10 protein-coding genes are annotated in these 18,214 nt (G+C 45.8%); 9 read left to right on the top strand and 1 reads right to left on the bottom strand.

What is annotated here, in order from left to right; all coding sequences use genetic code 11:
* The first annotated feature begins 202 nt into the window (after positions 1-202).
* Genes K6V26_RS18125 through K6V26_RS18115 form a run of 3 tightly spaced genes read left to right on the top strand, consistent with a single transcriptional unit; the run spans position 203 to position 4,163 of the window.
* Entirely contained in the window at positions 203-2,143 is a 1,941-nt protein-coding gene (locus K6V26_RS18125) for a heparinase II/III family protein (protein WP_224263485.1), read from the top strand.
* A 7-nt stretch (positions 2,144-2,150) separates the two neighbouring features.
* Positions 2,151-3,356, top strand: coding sequence for a glycoside hydrolase family 88 protein (locus K6V26_RS18120; RefSeq protein WP_224263484.1), 1,206 nt, complete (start codon positions 2,151-2,153; stop codon positions 3,354-3,356).
* A 9-nt stretch (positions 3,357-3,365) separates the two neighbouring features.
* Entirely contained in the window at positions 3,366-4,163 is a 798-nt protein-coding gene (locus tag K6V26_RS18115; RefSeq protein WP_186959748.1) for a glycoside hydrolase family 16 protein, read from the top strand.
* Between the two features lie 16 nt (positions 4,164-4,179).
* Here K6V26_RS18115 and K6V26_RS18110 read toward each other — a convergent pair whose 3' ends face one another.
* A complete protein-coding gene (locus tag K6V26_RS18110) occupies positions 4,180-8,196 on the bottom strand; it encodes a hybrid sensor histidine kinase/response regulator transcription factor (protein WP_224263483.1) in 4,017 nt (1,338 codons plus the stop codon).
* A 116-nt stretch (positions 8,197-8,312) separates the two neighbouring features.
* Between K6V26_RS18110 and K6V26_RS18105 the strand changes: the two genes are divergently transcribed.
* The 6 genes from K6V26_RS18105 to K6V26_RS18080 all read left to right on the top strand — a co-directional run bounded on the left by K6V26_RS18105 (position 8,313) and on the right by K6V26_RS18080 (position 18,070).
* Positions 8,313-8,759: a DUF6078 family protein gene (locus tag K6V26_RS18105; protein ID WP_007655016.1), complete on the top strand. Its 447-nt coding sequence runs from the start codon at positions 8,313-8,315 to the stop codon at positions 8,757-8,759.
* A gap of 669 nt (positions 8,760-9,428) precedes the next feature.
* Positions 9,429-13,142 (top strand): DUF6383 domain-containing protein, encoded by a 3,714-nt coding sequence (locus K6V26_RS18100; RefSeq protein ID WP_224263482.1) that lies wholly within the window; start codon positions 9,429-9,431, stop codon positions 13,140-13,142.
* Between the two features lie 355 nt (positions 13,143-13,497).
* On the top strand, positions 13,498-15,498 hold the full coding sequence (locus K6V26_RS18095; protein WP_224263481.1) for a fructose-1,6-bisphosphatase: 2,001 nt from the start codon (positions 13,498-13,500) through the stop codon (positions 15,496-15,498).
* 312 nt (positions 15,499-15,810) lie between these two features.
* Positions 15,811-15,975: a hypothetical protein gene (locus K6V26_RS18090; RefSeq protein WP_154278477.1), complete on the top strand. Its 165-nt coding sequence runs from the start codon at positions 15,811-15,813 to the stop codon at positions 15,973-15,975.
* A 41-nt stretch (positions 15,976-16,016) separates the two neighbouring features.
* A complete protein-coding gene (locus K6V26_RS18085; RefSeq protein ID WP_010801948.1) occupies positions 16,017-17,051 on the top strand; it encodes an iron ABC transporter permease in 1,035 nt (344 codons plus the stop codon).
* Positions 17,051-18,070 carry an ABC transporter ATP-binding protein gene (locus K6V26_RS18080; protein ID WP_394373096.1) on the top strand — a complete coding sequence of 340 codons (1,020 nt, stop codon included), beginning with the start codon at positions 17,051-17,053 and terminating at the stop codon, positions 18,068-18,070. The genes K6V26_RS18085 and K6V26_RS18080 overlap by 1 nt, the downstream gene beginning before the upstream one ends.
* Positions 18,071-18,214 lie beyond the last annotated feature (144 nt).

The following is an 18,214-nucleotide window of genomic DNA, read 5'->3' as shown; positions in this document are numbered from 1 at the left end:
TATGTGAAAACAGCTTACTGCAAAAGTGGTATCAAATACCTTAACAGACTAAGACATACCTTTATTTACAATGAAATAAAAAGAACCTTTCGACCTGTTTTAATCTGTGTCCTTGGACGATAAGTGCATATGAAATGGATAAATAGGCGCCTCTGTTATGGACAATCTTTCTACTTTTGTGTTCAAAGCAAATAATAGTACCATGAGAACACAGAAATGTTTAACCTTATTTTGTCTGCTATTCGGAATAATAGCATCAGCAAATGCTTATGTCGAACGTGATCTGCTGCAAAAGGCGGCAGATATACCTGAATTGAAATCCGTTTTATTGATGGACCGGCAATGGGTTCCTTATCCGGATTATACCGATCGCACTGCCTGGGAGCAATTTCTGGGAGATTACAGGAATGATTACATCAAACAAGGAGAAAAACGTTTGGATTATGAATGGAAAGTTGTTAAAGCAACCGACTATATCGAATACGAACGTAGCGGAAACCGGCGGATCATGGAAGATCCTTTCGGCAGTAACAACGGAGCCATAGCCGACCTGGTAATGGCCGAACTGGCAGAAGGAAAGGGCCGCTTTATCAATCAGCTGATCAATGGTGTTTTTCAGTCCTGTGAGATGACTTCCTGGGTATTGTCGGCACATTTGAGCGCACAACATTCAAAACGTTCTTTACCCGATTATAAAGAAGATGTGATCGACCTGACTGCCGGCGACCTGGGTTCCTTATTGTCCTGGACTTATTATTTCTTCCATACCGAATTTGATAAAGTAAATCCTGTTATTTCCGAACGCCTGCGCCATGAGTTACAGAAAAGAATACTGGATACTTATATGAAGGAAGACCGTTTCTGGTGGATGGCCTTCAATTACAAACCCGGGACTTTGGTCAACAACTGGAATCCGTGGTGTAACTTTAATGTACTGCAATGTTTCCTACTGTTGGAAAACGATAAAGAGAAACTGGCGGAAGCCGTTCATCGTACAATGGTCTCGGTCGATAAATTCATCAACTATACTCATTCGGACGGTGCCTGCGAAGAAGGTCCTTCTTATTGGGGACATGCTGCGGGAAAGATGTATGATTATCTGCAATTATTGTACGACGGGACCGGTGGAAAGATCAGTCTGTTCGATCAGCCGGTTATCAAAAATATGGGTGAATATATTGCCCGCTCCTATGTAGGAAACGGTTGGGTGGTTAACTTCGCGGATGCCTCGGCGAAAGGTGGCGGAGATGCCCCGATTATTTTCCGCTACGGAAAGGCGGTAGGCAGTGATGTGATGATGCAGTATGCCGCTTATCTGAACAGCCTGTCAACCAGAAAATCACTTTCTTCCGGGAGAGATATGTTCCGTACCTTACAAAGTCTCCTGTATGCAAAGGAGATGGGAGAGGTGGAACCTTCGTATCAGTCTCCGGCTTATACCTGGTATCCGGAAACGGAATTTTGTTATATGACGAATAAAGCAGGTTTTTTCCTGGCTGCGAAAGGTGGATATAACAATGAAAGCCATAATCATAATGATGCCGGTACTTTCTCTTTGTATTCAAATACGACTCCGGTATTTATCGATGCAGGTGTCGGCACTTATACCCGCCAGACATTCAGTAACGAACGGTATACGATCTGGACAATGCAGAGCAACTACCATAATCTGCCGATGATAAACGGAGTGCCCCAGTCGTTTGGTTCCCGATATAAAGCGACTGCGACTTCTTTCGACCCGAAGCGGATGACTTTTACCGCTAATATTGCTACCGCTTATCCTGAAGAAGCCGGGGTGGACAAATGGGTTCGTTCGTATACATTAAATAAGAATAAGGGCGAAGTGAAGATTCAGGATTCATTTACCCTGAAAGAGTTGAAAGAACCGAATCAAGTCAATTTCCTGACCTGGGGTAAGATCGATGTCTCTTCGGAAGGAATCGTCCGGATAGATGTAAACGGAGAAAAGGTAGAATTGCTGTATGATAAAAATACTTTCACCCCGTCTGTAGAGACAGTCGCGTTGGATGACCCGCGTTTATCCAACGTATGGGGAAAAGAAATCTATCGTCTCTCCTTGAATGCCGGAAAAATGGTGAAATCAGGGACTTATACATTTACAATTAAACAAAACAATAAATAAAAGAAGAATGAAAAATTGGATCGCTTTAGCTTTCTCCGCATTCCTGATCTCTTGCGGGGGAACACCTAAAACATTAGAAAAGAGTTTTATTGACGAGAATATCGATTTCGCCCGTGCACAGCTCGGTAACGAGATAGAAGTCATTGAAGCCAGTGGTAAATGCCTGAATCCTGTGACTTTGAAAAAGGATAGCTCAGTTTATTATTGCGGCTATGGAGACTGGCGCAGTGGGTTCTTCCCTGGCTCGGTGTGGTATCTGTATGAATTGACGGGCGATACGGCATTGCTTCCACTCGCTCAGAAATATACATGGGCCATAGAAGAAGCCAAGAACCTGACCTGGCATCATGACATCGGGTTCATTGTTAATTGCAGCTTCGGTAACGGTTTGCGTCTGACGGCCGATCCGTCTTATAAAGATGTGATGGTACAGGCTGCCAAGTCATTATCAACCCGTTTCCGTGAGGCTCCCCAGGTAATCCAGTCATGGAATGTAGATAAAGGATGGCAGTCGGAACGCGGTTGGGAATGTCCGGTGATTATCGACAATATGATGAACCTGGAGCTGATGTTCGAAGCGACCCGTCTATCCGGTGATTCCTCTTTTTATAACATAGCGATTGCTCATGCAGACCGTACGTTGCAGGAACATTTCCGTCCGGACGGCAGCTGTTACCATGTCATCGATTATAGTCTGAAAGATGGTTCTGTTCGTAACCGTCATACGGCACAAGGATATGCTCATGAATCGGCCTGGAGCCGCGGACAGGCGTGGGCTATTTACGGATTCGTTGTTTGCTACCGTGAAACGGGTGATCGCAAATATCTGGACCAGGCGTTGAAAACATTCAATTTCATGAAGAATCATAAGGCAATGCCGGCTGACCTGATCCCTTATTGGGATATGGATGCACCGAACATTCCGAATGAACCGCGTGATGCTTCTTCAGCTTCCTGTATTGCTTCCGCCTTATATGAAATCAGTACGATGGACGTGGAAGATGCCGCAGCGTATAAGACGTATGCCGACAGTATCATGACTTCGCTGGCCTCTCCGGCTTACCGGGCCGCCCTGGGAACGAACGGAAACTTTCTCCTGATGCATTCCGTAGGCAGTATTCCTCATAACTCGGAAATAGACGTTCCGTTGAACTATGCCGATTACTATTTTATGGAAGCGTTGAAACGTAAGAAGGAGTTAGAGTCGAAATAATATTTTCTTATGAGAAAAGGTATGAAATGGATATGCGGAGCAGCTGTCATTCTAATGATGGCTGCCTGCAATACGAGACCGGCAGATGAATGGCAGTTGGTCTGGGAAGAAAACTTTGACCAAGCAAACGGGTTGGATACGACAAACTGGTCGAAAATTCCCCGTTGGGCACCGGAGTGGGCAAAATACATGTCTGACAGTGAACTCTGTTATGATTTGGTTGACGGTAATCTTGTTTTGAAAGGTTTAATCAATCCGGACCGCTCGACCGATACGGTTCCTTACATTACCGGAGGCATCTATACCAAATATAAGCGTGCTTTCCATGGAGGCCGGTTAGAGATAAAAGCACAGCTGGGATGTGCCACTGGGGCATGGCCGGCTATCTGGTTGAAACCGTTTGAAGAAGCGAAGTATCCCTGGCCGTCGGGCGGCGAGATAGATATCATGGAGCATCTGAATTATGATAGCATTGCTTATCAGACCGTTCATTCTACTTATACGCATAACCTGAATATCAAGAAAGACCCGCCTCAGGGAAGTACCGGGCCTATCGATCCGGCAGGTTATAATGTATATGCCGTAGAAATGTATCCGGATAGCCTCGTTTTCTTTATAAATGATGTACGAAACTTTTCATATCCCCGCATAGAAACCGATAAAGAAGGTCAATTCCCATTTGACAAACCCTATTATCTGTTAATCGATATGCAGCTGGGTGGCCCCTGGGTAGGTCCTGTCGACCCGGAAGATCTTCCGGTCGAGATGAAGGTCGACTGGGTTCGTTATTATCAGAAGAAAAAATAATCGTTGAAGGCAGGCATTAGTCTGCCTTCTTTTTCTTGTATTCCGCCGGTGTCGTATCGAACTGTGCTTTGAAGCAACGGGTGAAATAACGGGGGGAACCAAAACCCAGCATGTCGGAGATCTCGGCAATCTGCAAATCCTGACGGGTTATCAACAAGGTGGCGGCCCGCTTCAATTTACAATTCAGGACGAAATCGTTTGGTGTCATTCCGGTCAGGGCTTTGAACTTGGCATAAAGCGAGCTGCGGCTCAATCCCAGTTCTTTAGCCAGGGTATTCATGTCGAATTCCATATTACTCAGGTTTTCTTCTACGATTCGGTTTACCGTGTCCATAAACTTCTGGTCGATCGGGTTGCTGGCCAGCGATTGTGTATCGAAATCCCTTTGCTCGTTGAACTTCTTTTGCAGGATAATACGGTTGCGCACCAGGTTGTTGCAACGGGCAAGCAGTACTTTGGCATTGAACGGCTTGCTGATATAATCGTCGGCTCCCCGCTGCAAACCTTCTATGCTTTGCTCTGCCGAACCGAGCGCTGTCAACAGGATGACCGGTATATGGCAGATGTCGAAATCGTTCTTGATCTTCAGGCACATTTCGGTTCCCGACATTTCCGGCATCATGATGTCGCTGACGATGATATCCGGCTTTTGGGAACGTGTGATTTCCAGTCCCTCTTTTCCGTTCCGTGCCAGTAAGACATTATAAACCGGCGAAAACAGCGAGTTCAGTATCTGGAGCAGCTCTTCGTTGTCATCGACCAACAGGATCGTGTAGGTGGCATCCGTCTCGGCCAGCGATAATTCGGAGGTACTTTCGGGAATTTCCTGGGTCAGACTTTCCGGCAGTATCTCGTTGCGGATCATCTCTTTCTCCGGTTGTACAAACTGACATTCACCTTCTTTGAAATGGCTTCGGCCCTTCGGCAGATGCACAATGAATATGCTTCCGTATCCCGGCGTACTTTCTACCTGTATTTTTCCATGATGCAACCCGATGATGCTCTTGGTTAGCGACAGGCCGATACCGGTGCTCGGCTGCGATATTCCCGATGAGTTATTTCCTGCCTGGTAGAAACGGTCGAATATCTTGTCGATATCTTCTTTGCTGATACCGATACCGTTGTCTATGATTTTTATGATGATCGCCTGGTCATTCTCTTCGACGACCATTTCGATGGCAGCACCCGGTTTTGAATATTTGAATGCGTTCGACAGCAGGTTGTAGAATACCTTTTGCATCTGTTTCGGGTCGAACCAGCATTCGATATCTTCCGCCCCGGAGGTGAACTGATAAGTTACTGAACGGCTGGAAGCATATTCGTAAAAAGAGAGATAGATCTCTTTCAGGAAAGGGATGATGTTTTGTTCATATACTTTCAGTTTCACATGCCCTTGTTCCAGTTTGCGGAAATCCAGCAACTCACTGATCAGCATCCGCATATTATGCGTGTTCCTGTATATTTTCAGTAGTTTGTTGTAGGTGGATGGGGCCACCGAACTGCTTTGCAGCAAGAGTTCTATCTGCGAAATGATCAGGGTAAGCGGTGTCCGGAACTCATGCGAGATGTTTGAAAAGAACTGTAGTTTAGCCTGGTTCAGTTCCTCGATCCTCTCTTTTTCTTTCCGTTCAAACTCCAATGAAGTTCTGAGCAGCAACTGCGATTGTTTGAAGCGGAAGAAGCCGTAGATCAACCCGCTGCCGACCAGCACGTATAAGAGATAAAATAACGGTGTGGCATAGAGCGGGGAATGGATCGTGATGCCCATCCGGATCGTTTGCGGTTCGATCTTTGTGTCGTATTGTTTCTCACGCACGACCAGGGTATATTTGCCTGGATTGAGGTTCGTGTACTGGATGCTGTTGTCGGTATTGTTGATCCATTTGTTGTCGAAGCCTTCCAGCATGTATTCGTAAGCCGTCTCTTTCAACGTATTGATATAGTTGTTCGAGTTGAACGAGATGATGAGGTTGTTCTGATTGTGGTTCAACTCTATTTCCTGCGTATAAGGCAAAGCATCGGAGAGAACCCGTGAACGGTCGGAAGGATTTACTAATTCATTGTTGATATATAATTCGGAGAAATATAACCGGTAGTCTTTTGCAGGTCGGAACAAGTCCTGTTCGAAGAACGTACTTAAACCGTCTATTCCTCCGACAAAGATTTCGCCATTCGGACTGACCAGCAGGCCGCATCCTTTGTTGATTCCGGAAACAGGAAGTGCGGTGCCCAGTTCTACCACCTTAAATAACTGTTGTTCCGGGTCCAGGAAAGAGAGTCCTTTATCACCGGATATGATCAGATAACCTTGTATCGATTCTTTGATGTCGTAGCAATAGTTGCTCAGGATCATACTGTTTTCGGTAGTATATCCGCTGAAAGTATGGTTCTTCTCATCATACAGATAGAGCCCGGCTCCGAGCGTCCCGAAGAAGATACGTCCTTTTTTGTCCTCATAAATGGCAGATACCGGCTGGTTTCCCAATCCGTTTTCGCCGCAACGGAAGACAGTCCTGTCTTCCTGGTTATTCAGGTTGATCTTGTTGATGACTCTTCCTGTTGTTATCCATATATAATCCTGCGAGTCGATCAGGAAACAATGATTACCGTATTGCTTGCCTCCTTCGAAGGTCTGGGTGATCTTTTCGGTATCGAGATCCATTTTGACGCATCCCCATTGCGTCAGGAGTACCAGGTATTTGTCTTTCCAGATGGCCATCTGATTGATACGGTCGCCGGCTTTTACGGCATACGAAGGGTCTTCGAAATAAGGATTCCGGAACCGTTTCTTCGGGATATCGAATATGGATAGTCCGCCGGTGTGGGTACCGATGTAAAGCTTATTGCGGTTGGCACTGTAGGCAATAGATTTCAGATTGTCATGGGCGATAGAGTTTCTGTCGGGATCGGCCATGAAATAGGTAAATGTTTTCTTTTTCCGGTCGAAGAGGTTCAGTCCGCCGCCTTCGGTGCAGATCCAGATATTATCGTCTTTATCTTCCGTCATATGCCCGACAAAAGGGAAACTGATGCAGTCTTTCCTTGTTTTGTCTGCCGTATAAATCGTGAAAAGGTCCATTTCAGGATTGAAATAGTGGACGCCACCGTAATAAGTACCCAACCAGATGCTTCCCTGCCGGTCTTTGTAAACCGGGAAAACGGAGGAGTGGGCGAGGCTTCCGGGAAGGTTGTCGCGGGTATATACCTGGAAATGATCGTTATAGGGATTATATTTGTTTAGTCCGGTGAAGGTCCCTATCCAAAGGTTACCGGAGTTGTCTTCAACGATTCCCCTTACCTGGTTGCTGGATATATTGTTATCGTTGTGCGGATCGAAGCGGTAGCGTTTGAAATCGCCCGACGGTTCGCGTTTGTAAAGTCCGTTCATGCGGGCGGATATCCATAGGTTCCTATGTGAATCTTCGTATAAGGCATAAATATCTTCACTGGGAATGATATAGGCAAGGGGCTTGTCTTCCTCTTTCATATATAATCCGGAATTGGTCCCTATCCAGCAGCGTTTTTGGGAATCGACCATGATACAGGTTGCATGTTGGTTGGAGAGTTCCAGTTTGAAGCGGAAATGAAGTTCTTCCGTCTGTGTATCCCAGACAAAGATAGAATCGGACGCGTTCACCCAAAGTTGTTCGCCGCTGAAAGCGATCGCATTCACCCATGCTTGTTTCAGGCAGGTAAACTGCTGGGAACGCAGGTTGTATCGTACCAACGAATTATCCGAGTTGAAATAAATATTCCCTTGGTTGTCTCCGGTTATGAAGTCGATGCTGTTACCAACGGTTGTTTCCTTCCCGCTCTCATTCTTTAATGTCGGTTTATGTGAGGTTACGTGAACACCGTCGAATACGCTTAACCCTTCTTCCGTTCCGAACCACATACGGCCCAGTTCATCCTGATAGATAGACATGACAGAGAGTTGCGAAAGTCCTTCTTTCATCCCGATATGTTTGAAATAGATAGGGAAGGCGTAAGACAAGGTATGCAGAAATATGAAAAGGATGATTGATTTTCTCATGGCTTTTACATTATTTGAAGGCGAAGATAATGATAAATTCTGAAACAGCTTTACGTATCAGGTCATATAAAATGGTATCTTTGTAAATCAATGTAACCAATAAACTATTACATATTATGAAAGCAGATTTCAATTATGATGAATTCCCGGGTCGTTTTGCCCATTGTCTCAACGAGAAATGCGTGCGTCGTGATACCTGCCTTCGGCATCAGGTGTGGCTTCGTGTTCCTCAAACGCGCGGAGGTGTATATATTATCAATCCGGGCCACCTTGCATCTCTCACCGGCGAAGAGTGTCCTTTCTTCCTGCTCGACCAACCGCAGCGGTTCGCCAGAGGCATAACCTGCCTGTTCGATGATATCCCTTTGCGAAAAGCCGAGACAATCAAATCACAGCTTATTGCCCATCTGGGACGTAATACCTATTACCGCTGTAAACAAAAGAAGCGCTTGGTCAGGCCGAAAGAGCAGGCATATATCAAAAAGCTGTTCCTTGCCCAAGGCATTACCGAAGAGCCGCAATATGACGAATATATGGAGTATTATGATTTGGATAGAGATTGATTCATAGTCTGTTACGGACTACTGAATGATCTATCCGTATAGATGCAGAAATATCATATATTGTGATACTCAATTCTCATATATTATACGAATGTTGTATCATAATATATGAGAATATGGTATCCTAATATAAGATACAGAAGTTGTCTGGTTGCGGAATGAAAAACAGGTGCGCTTACGTTCTCCGAAAGATCGGATTTCTTGGGTTTTTGTGCTCGAAAATGGGAAAAGCCGTAATAGTATGGATTTTTTGCTTCCGATAAATAATAATATTAATGTACGCGCATGTACATTATATATAAGACATTTAATATTTCTCTAACGGAATAAAGACGGAGATGACTGCGTAGCTATTGAATTATAAAACGTGAAGTGCGAAAAAGGACTGACTAATTTAAAGGTTCCTTTTTTCTAGTCACAAAATTACAACAATCTTTTTAACCACCACTCTTTTTCCCTATATTTTTTTCTTTCTCTATATCCTTTCTTATCAACAGAATAACAAAGTTAGTACAAAATTCGACCTTTCCGGTATGAACTCAAATCATACACTCAAAAATGACGAGAAAAAAGGAACGTTTAAACTCGTCATTTAACATTTGACAGTCTCTGAACGGATCCGTGAAATGGACTTTTATAACACTATTATTAATATTAAATTTATTGATTATGAACAAAAAGTTTTCTACTTTGATGGCTTGTGCATTTATGGCAAGTGCTTTCTCATTGGGGGCTCAAACGCATGCGTTGACTGCTCAGGGAGAAATTCCTTACCGTACACAAGCTGTTTTGTCAGAACAGTTCGATGCCTGCCTGACAGGGGTTAAGGCTATTAATCCGGACTATTATTATCAATTACAGGTTAATGCTAACGGTTCTGTAGTTACAGAGGATCAAAATGATTTGGTTCCTGCTAAGGTCTTGGTACAGGTTCGCGATTATGCAACAGGTAATTTGACTTTGAAAGTGATGGATATCGACAAAGCTCCTCTTACAGGTTCTTTGTGGAGAATCGAAGTAAAAGACAATGGTCTTCGTGGTAAGGAATTTGTTTTTGTAAACAGAGAAACAGGTTATACTATCAATTATGATTGTGCAGACGCTTTTGAACCTACAACTGTTAGTACAACTATCAATGTAGATGCAAATCAGACAACTATTATTAAAGATGATAATAATCGTTGGGAATGGTATTCAGATGATGAACAACCTGATATCTTCGGTCCGAAGAAAGTGTACTCTTATGTACATGAAGGTGATAAAGTAATGGGACTGATTGCCAAAACAGATGGTGATGTTGTTGCTGTAAAGGTGAAAAAATCTTTATTGAATGACGAGATGACCAACATCAACTTCCTGACATTGACAGTTCGTACTGCCGGTGCAAAGGTGTTGACAGCTAAAGATATCAATTCGATGATCGATGCAGAAGGTTCATGGCAGAACAGAACCAGCAATAATGAAGCAATCTTTAATGCTTTTGGTTTGATTGGAACTAAGGCTGCTATCACAAACGAAGATTTGGTTACAGGTGCTTATCTGGCTCAAGAAGTTGCTGCTGTATATCCTGCTTATGCAGCTTGGGATATGGTACAGCCTGCGTCTGGTAAGTTCTTCGGATACAATATTCTGTTGAACAAGAAAACTACCGATAAGTATTTAATGGTGGCAACAGACGAGACACACGAATCTATTCAGAATCCGTCTTTACATGGTGGTCTGAAAGTAATAGATGCTAAGCTTGCACGTGTAAATGAAGAAGCTTGTGATGCATTGTTAGCTCGTTATATCTGGAAAGCAACTTATTATGCAACTAACGATAGTCTGGTACTGGAACCACTGAACGCATCTGTAATTACAACAGCGTTGAAGCAGGCTGGTAAAAAATGGAATCAGACAAAATTGGCTGATGCAACTGCTGATGAATACTACAACACGATTAATGCAGGTTCCACAACAGGAAATAATGTTGATTTGAACGGTGAATTTGCTAAAAAGGCAGAGAAAATTCCGGTTGCATTAACAGCTATGAATGCTACTAATGGCATTGATAGCCGTACAGTTATTACTGTCGGTCAGCCTCAGAATGCAGTAACCAGTGGTCATGATGTAAAGACTGCCAATGGTATTGCTATTGTTGCTGCCGAAAATCATGCTAATCAGCCGTATTGCTATCCGTACGCAAATATGAACGTGAAAGTGAACTTCAATAACACTTATTTGCCTATATTGAACCGTACAACTCAGGCAACAGGTATCTATTATCTGCAACTTTCAACTACTAAGACTAACAGTTCTTTAGATGAAAAACGTTTGAATGGTTCTTATCTGGTTGCTGATTATGCAGGACACTATCGTTACGATGTTTGGGAAGCTGAACAGAACTTCGCTCACATGCCTGCAACACAGTGGGTTGTTGAACAATTGGGCTGCCCGGAAGGTGGAAACCGTTGGGTGAAGATCACAAACCGTGAATTTGCTTCTCAGGCCTTTATGGGTCAGTTGTATACTGCCGGAAAGAATGCAGAAGGCAAAGAATTGGTGTATATCATCAACCATAACTACCAGGGCTTGCGCGGTCATAACAATGTGGCAACTCTAGCTACAAACAATGCATTGAACTGTGCTGATACATTGATTTTCGCCGCTGTTGAAAATCCGACAATCGGCTATCTGAATATTGCTGATGATGTATTAAGAGAGAACAAATATGCTTTCAACCTGATCGAAAAAGACTTTAGCAATCAGTTCCTGTCTGCTAACGATGTAATTGAAAACTTACGTTTGTCTACTACAGCTACAAACTTTGAATTCTTCCGCGTTGCAGCTCCTGCATTCGGTTATAAAGTTGGTGGTGGTACTATCGGTGAAAAATATCTGTACAAAGTAAAAGTAAGCGATGCCAACAAGATTGATAACGATCATGTTTGGGTTGCATACGATAACAACCACAAATTTGTGATTGCTTCTGAAAAAGATATCAATGCCGGTAAAGACGGTTTGAAATGGGCTACATTCGCATTCAAAGAAAACAGCGAAAACGAAGGTGTTGATTGCTTTACATTAGTTCATCACGAACTGGTTCCTGTTGAAGGAGATAGTAAAGTAACTGTTTATCAGCCGGTAGGCGTTCTGTCAAAAGAACTTCAGACTGCTCATACAAAAGCTATCGATCTGTGCCAGAGAGAATACGATGTATTCGATATTATTCCTGATGCAAGACCTCTGTACATGAATATGCGTGGTGACGCTGTAGTTGGCGACAAATATGCAAGCTATATCAACAGCGAAGAAAACTGCATGAAGTTCACTCACACGAAGACTGCTGGTAACTTGTTTGAAAGAAGCTTGCTTGCTGAAGGTTTACTGAACTATCTGGATATTGAAATGCTGTCTGATGCCGGTAGCAGAAAGAATGCAGCTTTGTATGTAGACGAAGTAGCAGCTGCTGTAGACTCTCGTATGCCTCAGTATATGTTTGTTATCAGACCTGATAGCGCAGTTGCTTATACTTGGTGTTCACAACACGGAATCAATTCAACTTGCGAGCATTCAGCTCCTTACGAAGGCTATGTAGCAGGTGAATTCCTGGTTAACTTGAATGACTCTATCCACGCTTCTATCAACAAACTGACAGATGCAAGCAAATTCCATAGCGATAACTATACAAGACTTGCTTTCGTAGAAGCTATCCACCAGGGTGATTTCTTGTATGTTCTGAAAGCTCCGTATACAATCGCAAGCATCAGCGCTGCTGATCCTGCAACGGAAAAGATGTATGTAGTTCCTACTTATCTGGCTGCTGATCAGGAAGGTATTGTTTACGATAAGATCGCTCTTGACGGTGCACACAACAACGTTGCTTTTGCTATCCGTTATGTAGGTGATACTGAAGAAGACGGCATCATGCTTGAATCTTACGACGTAGCAATGGCTGAAGCTGATAAGTCAGAAGCCGGTATCGGTTCTTTCACTGGTGCTTGGGTTACTTTGAACGGAACAGGTGTTCCTGTATTAGGCAAGTTCCATAATGAAAACGGAAACCACGATACTGACGATACAGTAGGTGGAAACAGTACTGCTGTAAAAGACTTTAGCCAGGTTATCAACCAGGCAGCTGTATTCGCTCCGAATGCAACTGAAGGTCCTGCAACAGATACAGAAGAAGTTGAAGTTGAAGTTGCTACTATCAAAGTAATTTCAGGAAATGGTTCTGTTACTGTAATAGGTGCAGAAGGCAAGACAGTTACTATCAGCAACGTCCTTGGCCAGACAATTGCTAACACAGTGGTTACTTCTAACGAAGCAACAATCTCAACTCCTGCAGGTGTAGTATTTGTAGCTGTAGAAGGCGAAGCTGCTGTAAAAGCAATCGTTAAATAAGAAATTATTTATAATCAAATAATTCTAATAGAGTATCACGCAGCGCAATAGCGTTAATTACCCTGTGACAGGTGAACAAGTGATATTTATTAATACTAAAGTAATGAAATAAAGTTCTTCTGTTCTGCCTCTGTGAAGAGTGAAAACAGACAAAAAAGCAAGCCCCGGGGATTCGTCTTCCGGGGCTTTGTGTGTTTATCGAAGCTCTCTGTCGGGAAAGGAGATATCAGGTATGCCCCCAGAGGGCGCTTTTCTTTTGTTTATGATAAAGCAGCCTTCCGTAAATAATGCTTTTGTAATGAATTGTCTCCCTGTATTTGTTTATCTTTGCACGAAATAAGACAGTAAACACTATATGACGAAAGATATAACACCCGAATATGTGCTTGGTGACCTGCGTTATCTGCAATTGCTGGCACGTAGTTTCCCGACTGTTGCAGATGCCAGTACAGAGATCATTAACCTGGAGGCGATCCTGAACTTACCGAAGGGTACGGAGCATTTCCTGTCTGATATTCACGGAGAACATCAGGCGTTCAATCATGTGCTGAAAAATGCCTCCGGTGCGATCAAACGTAAAGTGAATGAGATATTCAGCAATACATTGCGCGATTACGAGAAGAAAGAACTCTGTACGCTGATCTATTACCCGGAACAGAAACTGGAACTGGTCAGCTCGAAGGAACCCGATCTGGACGACTGGTATCTGATCACCTTGAACCAACTGGTGAGGGTGTGCCGTAATGTATCGTCCAAATATACCCGCTCGAAAGTGCGCAAGGCATTACCGAAAGAGTTCTCCTATATCATCCAGGAGCTGTTGCATGAGTCGTCGGTCGAGCCTAACAAGTCGGCCTATGTGGACCAGATCATCAAAACGATCATCTCGACCGGGCGGGCAAACGATTTCATTATCGCCATGTGTAACCTGATACAGCGGCTGACGATTGACCTGCTGCATGTGATCGGCGATATCTACGATCGTGGCCCGGGAGCACATATCATTATGGATACGCTTTGCGACTACCATCATTTCGATATCCAGTGGGGTAACCACGATGTCCTGTGGATGGGGGCGGCCTCGGGCAACTTGGGGAGCATCGCCAATGTGATCCGCATGTGCCTCCGTTTCGGTAACCTGGCAACCCTGGAGGATGGCTATGGCATCAACCTGCTACCTCTGGCTACCTTTGCAATGGATATTTATGGCGACGATCCCTGCGAATTGTTCATGCCGAAGACTAATGGGGCCGACTCGGCTTTCGACGAAAAGACGATCCGCCTGATCTCGCAGATGCACAAGGCAATAACGATCATCCAGTTCAAGCTGGAAGGGGATATTATCCGCCGCCGCCCCGAATTCGATATGGACGACCGCCTGTTGTTACACCATATCGACCTGAAACGCGGGACCATCCATCTGGACGGGAAAGAGTATGAACTGAAAGACAAAAACTGGCCTACCATCAACCCGAAAGACCCGTACGCGCTGTCTATCGAGGAGGAAGACCTGATGCACCGCATGCTCCACTCGTTCGAATGCAGCGAGAAGCTGAAGAAACATATGCGTTGCCTCTTCCGGCATGGCAGTATGTATCAGGTTTGTAACTCCAACCTGCTGTTTCATGCCTCTGTCCCGATGAACGCCGACGGAACGTTGAAGAACATTTGTATCGAAGGGCAGGAATACAAGGGTAAGGCTTTGCTGGATAAGGTCGACCAGTTGATCCGTACCGCTTATTTCGATTCGGACGGCTCTCCGGAGAAGGACTTTGCCCTCGATTACATCTGGTATCTTTGGGGAGGAAAAGACTCTCCTTTGTTCGACAAGAGCAAGATGGCAACCTTCGAACGGGCTTTTATCGATGATAAAGAGGTGCAGAAGGAAGAGAAAGGGGCGTATTATACCCTGCGTGAAGAAGAAAAGGTATGCGATATGATACTGGACGAGTTCGGGGTGACCGGGCCTCACCGCCATATCATCAACGGTCATGTGCCTGTCCGCTCCATCCAGGGAGAAAACCCGATCAAGGCAAACGGCAAGTTGCTGGTTATCGACGGCGGTTTCTCCAGACCTTACCATCCCGAGACCGGTATTGCCGGTTATACGCTGGTTTATCATTCCCGCGGTTTCCAGTTGGTACAGCACGAACCGTTCCTGTCTACCGACCAGGCAATCAAGGAAGGCCGTGATATCCGTTCCACCACGATTGTGGTCGAGTTGAGCTCTCACCGCCAGATGGTGAAAGATACCGATAAAGGCGCCGACCTGCAACGCCAGATTCATGACCTGGAAAAGTTGCTGTATGCCTACCGCAACGGATTTATCAAAGAGAAGGAACGGAGTGAGTATTGAATATAGAAATAATTGAACCTACTTTTCCCTTGATGGAAAAGTAGTCAAAAGATCAAGGCTTAACCGGCTTCACTGCTCCGGTGAAAGACTTCGCTGAAAAATCCGAAACTCGCTTCGCTCAGACAACGGATTTTTTTAACCGCTTCGTCTTCCCCCTACGCGGACGTTCACCCGCTTAGGCCTTTTCAAGGAAGCTGTGCTTCCTCTTAGGATGGCCGATACCGGTACTTATAGAACAAAAACTTGCGGATTTAACAGGTAGTATCGGCAATCTTAAGAGAACGCAAAGCGTTCTATGAAAGGCCTCATCTGGTGAGCGTAAAGCGAAGCATCCGTAGTGAGCGCCCGGAGGCTGTGCTGTTTGAGCGTAGCGAGTTCACAGACGACAGCGAACGTAGGATGCGGAGTAGCGAAGCGGATGCAGCCTTGAACTTTTGGTTACTTTTCTTTCAAGAGAAAAGTAACATTCAAAACTGATAAGATGTGAAACTCTCAAATAGGATAATAACTAAATAGAAATGTTTAAACAAATCGCTTTACCATACTTCCTCTTGCCGCTTCTCCTGGCCCTACTTTTTATGGGAGGCCTGGTGTACGGTGCCGTTTCCATCCCGCTGGAGAGCGTGATCGATATCCTTCTGGGGAAAGACGTGGGCCGGCCCGCCTGGCAGAATATCATCCTGCAATCCCGTTTCCCGCAGGCGGTTACGGCTTTGCTTGCCGGAGCCTCACTGGCTACCAGCGGCCTGTTATTGCAGACTCTGTTCCGTAACCCGCTGGCAGGCCCTTCCATCCTGGGGATCAGCGACGGGGCAAACCTGGGAGTTGCGGCCATCATGCTCTATTTCGGCGGGACGCTCAGTATGGTGACGGAGTTGCCCATCAGCGGCTACCTGGCGGTTATTATCGCAGCCTTTGCCGGTGCCGCCTGTATCCTGGGACTGATCATCTGGTTTTCGGCAAAGGTGAAGAGCAATGTCATGCTGCTGATCATCGGTATCATGATCGGTTACCTGGCCTCTTCCCTGATCTCTGTCCTGAATTACTATGCCTCGACGGATAAGGTACACGCTTTTGTCATGTGGGGCCTTGGCAATTTCTCCGGCGTATCGCTGATGCAACTGCCTTATTTCCTCCTGTTCACGTTGACCGGACTGCTGCTGGCAATCCTCTTGATAAAGCCGTTGAACGCCCTGCTGCTGGGCGAAATGTACGCGGCCAACCTGGGGATCAAGATCAAGCGGACCCGTATTGCCATCCTGTTCTGTACCGGTTTACTGACGGCTACGACGACCGCTTTCTGTGGCCCGATCTCCTTCATCGGACTTGCCGTGCCGCATATCGCCCGTCTGATGCTGGGTTCGTCCAACCATAAGATGCTGGTGCCCGTCACGATGCTTGCCGGTTCCTGTATCGCCCTGTTGTGTAATATACTGATGGTGATGCCCGGAACCAATAATATACTCCCGTTGAATGCCGTAACCCCCATGCTGGGTGCGCCGGTCATTATTTATGTGATTGTGAATCGTAAAAATATCCAATACTTCGACTGATGAATATGCAAGAACCTGTAATAGAAGCCAGCCGCCTCAGTATTGGCTACCTGCTGAAAGGCGGAAAGCGCAAGGTCATCCACGACGACCTGAACCTGCGCCTGCGACCGGGCGAAGTCACCTGCCTTCTCGGACTGAACGGTGCCGGAAAGTCAACGTTGCTGCGCACGCTCTGCGGTTTCCAGCCTCCCTTGAGCGGCGAGATCCGCCTGATGGGAAAACCGTTGTCTTCCTACTCTCAAAGCAACTTTTCACTGACGGTAGGTGTTGTACTGACGGAAAAGACGAATGCGGGCGGCATCACCGTTTACGAACTGGTGTCTTTGGGCCGTCATCCGTACACCGGTTTCTTCGGACAGTTGAAGAAAACCGATAGGGAGATTATCGAACAATCGCTGACGGCAGCCGGCATTGCCCATAAAGCACAAAACTACGTATCCGAACTGAGCGACGGAGAACGGCAGAAGGCCATGATCGCCAAAGCCCTGGCACAACAATGCCCGATCATCCTGCTGGATGAGCCGACGGCTTTCCTCGACGTTACCAGCCGGATCGAGACCATGGTGCTGCTGCATAAGCTGGCCGTAGAACAACATAAAGCGATCCTGCTTTCCACCCACGACCTCGACCTGGCGATCCAGATGGGCGATTGCCTCTGGCTACAGGAAAAAGGCCGTCCGATGGCGTGCGGTACGCCCGAAGACCTGATCCTGAGCGGCGCCTTCGAGTCTTTCTTCGGAAAAGAAGGGATTGTTTTCGATCCGTCAACCGGAAAACTGAATACGAAGGCACCCGTCGAACCGATAGGAGTGGAGGGCGACTTCCTTGTTTCCTATTGGGTAGGCAATGCTATGATCCGTAACGGCTTCCGTCCTTCGGCAGTGAAAGACGGACAGCTCAATATCAACTGCCTCGACGCCCGTCATCTGTCGCTGACCCTGCCCGGAGGGGAGGTGAAGGTGGTATCCGGGGTGGCGGCACTGGTCGAAACGGTAAGGCGGCACTGTGCGGGACGGTAAGGGCGGGGTTCGCACCACCCCGGTGGTGCTGACTGCCTCATCGGGATGGTGTTGACTGCCTCATCAGGATGATGTTGACTACCTCATCCCGGTGGTGTGAATAGCATCATCCCGATGGTGCACTACCAGAACAACAGGGGGAGC

This window comes from Parabacteroides goldsteinii (assembly GCF_020091425.1).
In the GTDB taxonomy this organism is placed as follows: Bacteria; Bacteroidota; Bacteroidia; order Bacteroidales; family Tannerellaceae; genus Parabacteroides; species Parabacteroides goldsteinii.
The sequence above is the reverse complement of the archived record's forward strand: the minus strand, read 5'-3'. Positions and strand labels throughout refer to the sequence as shown.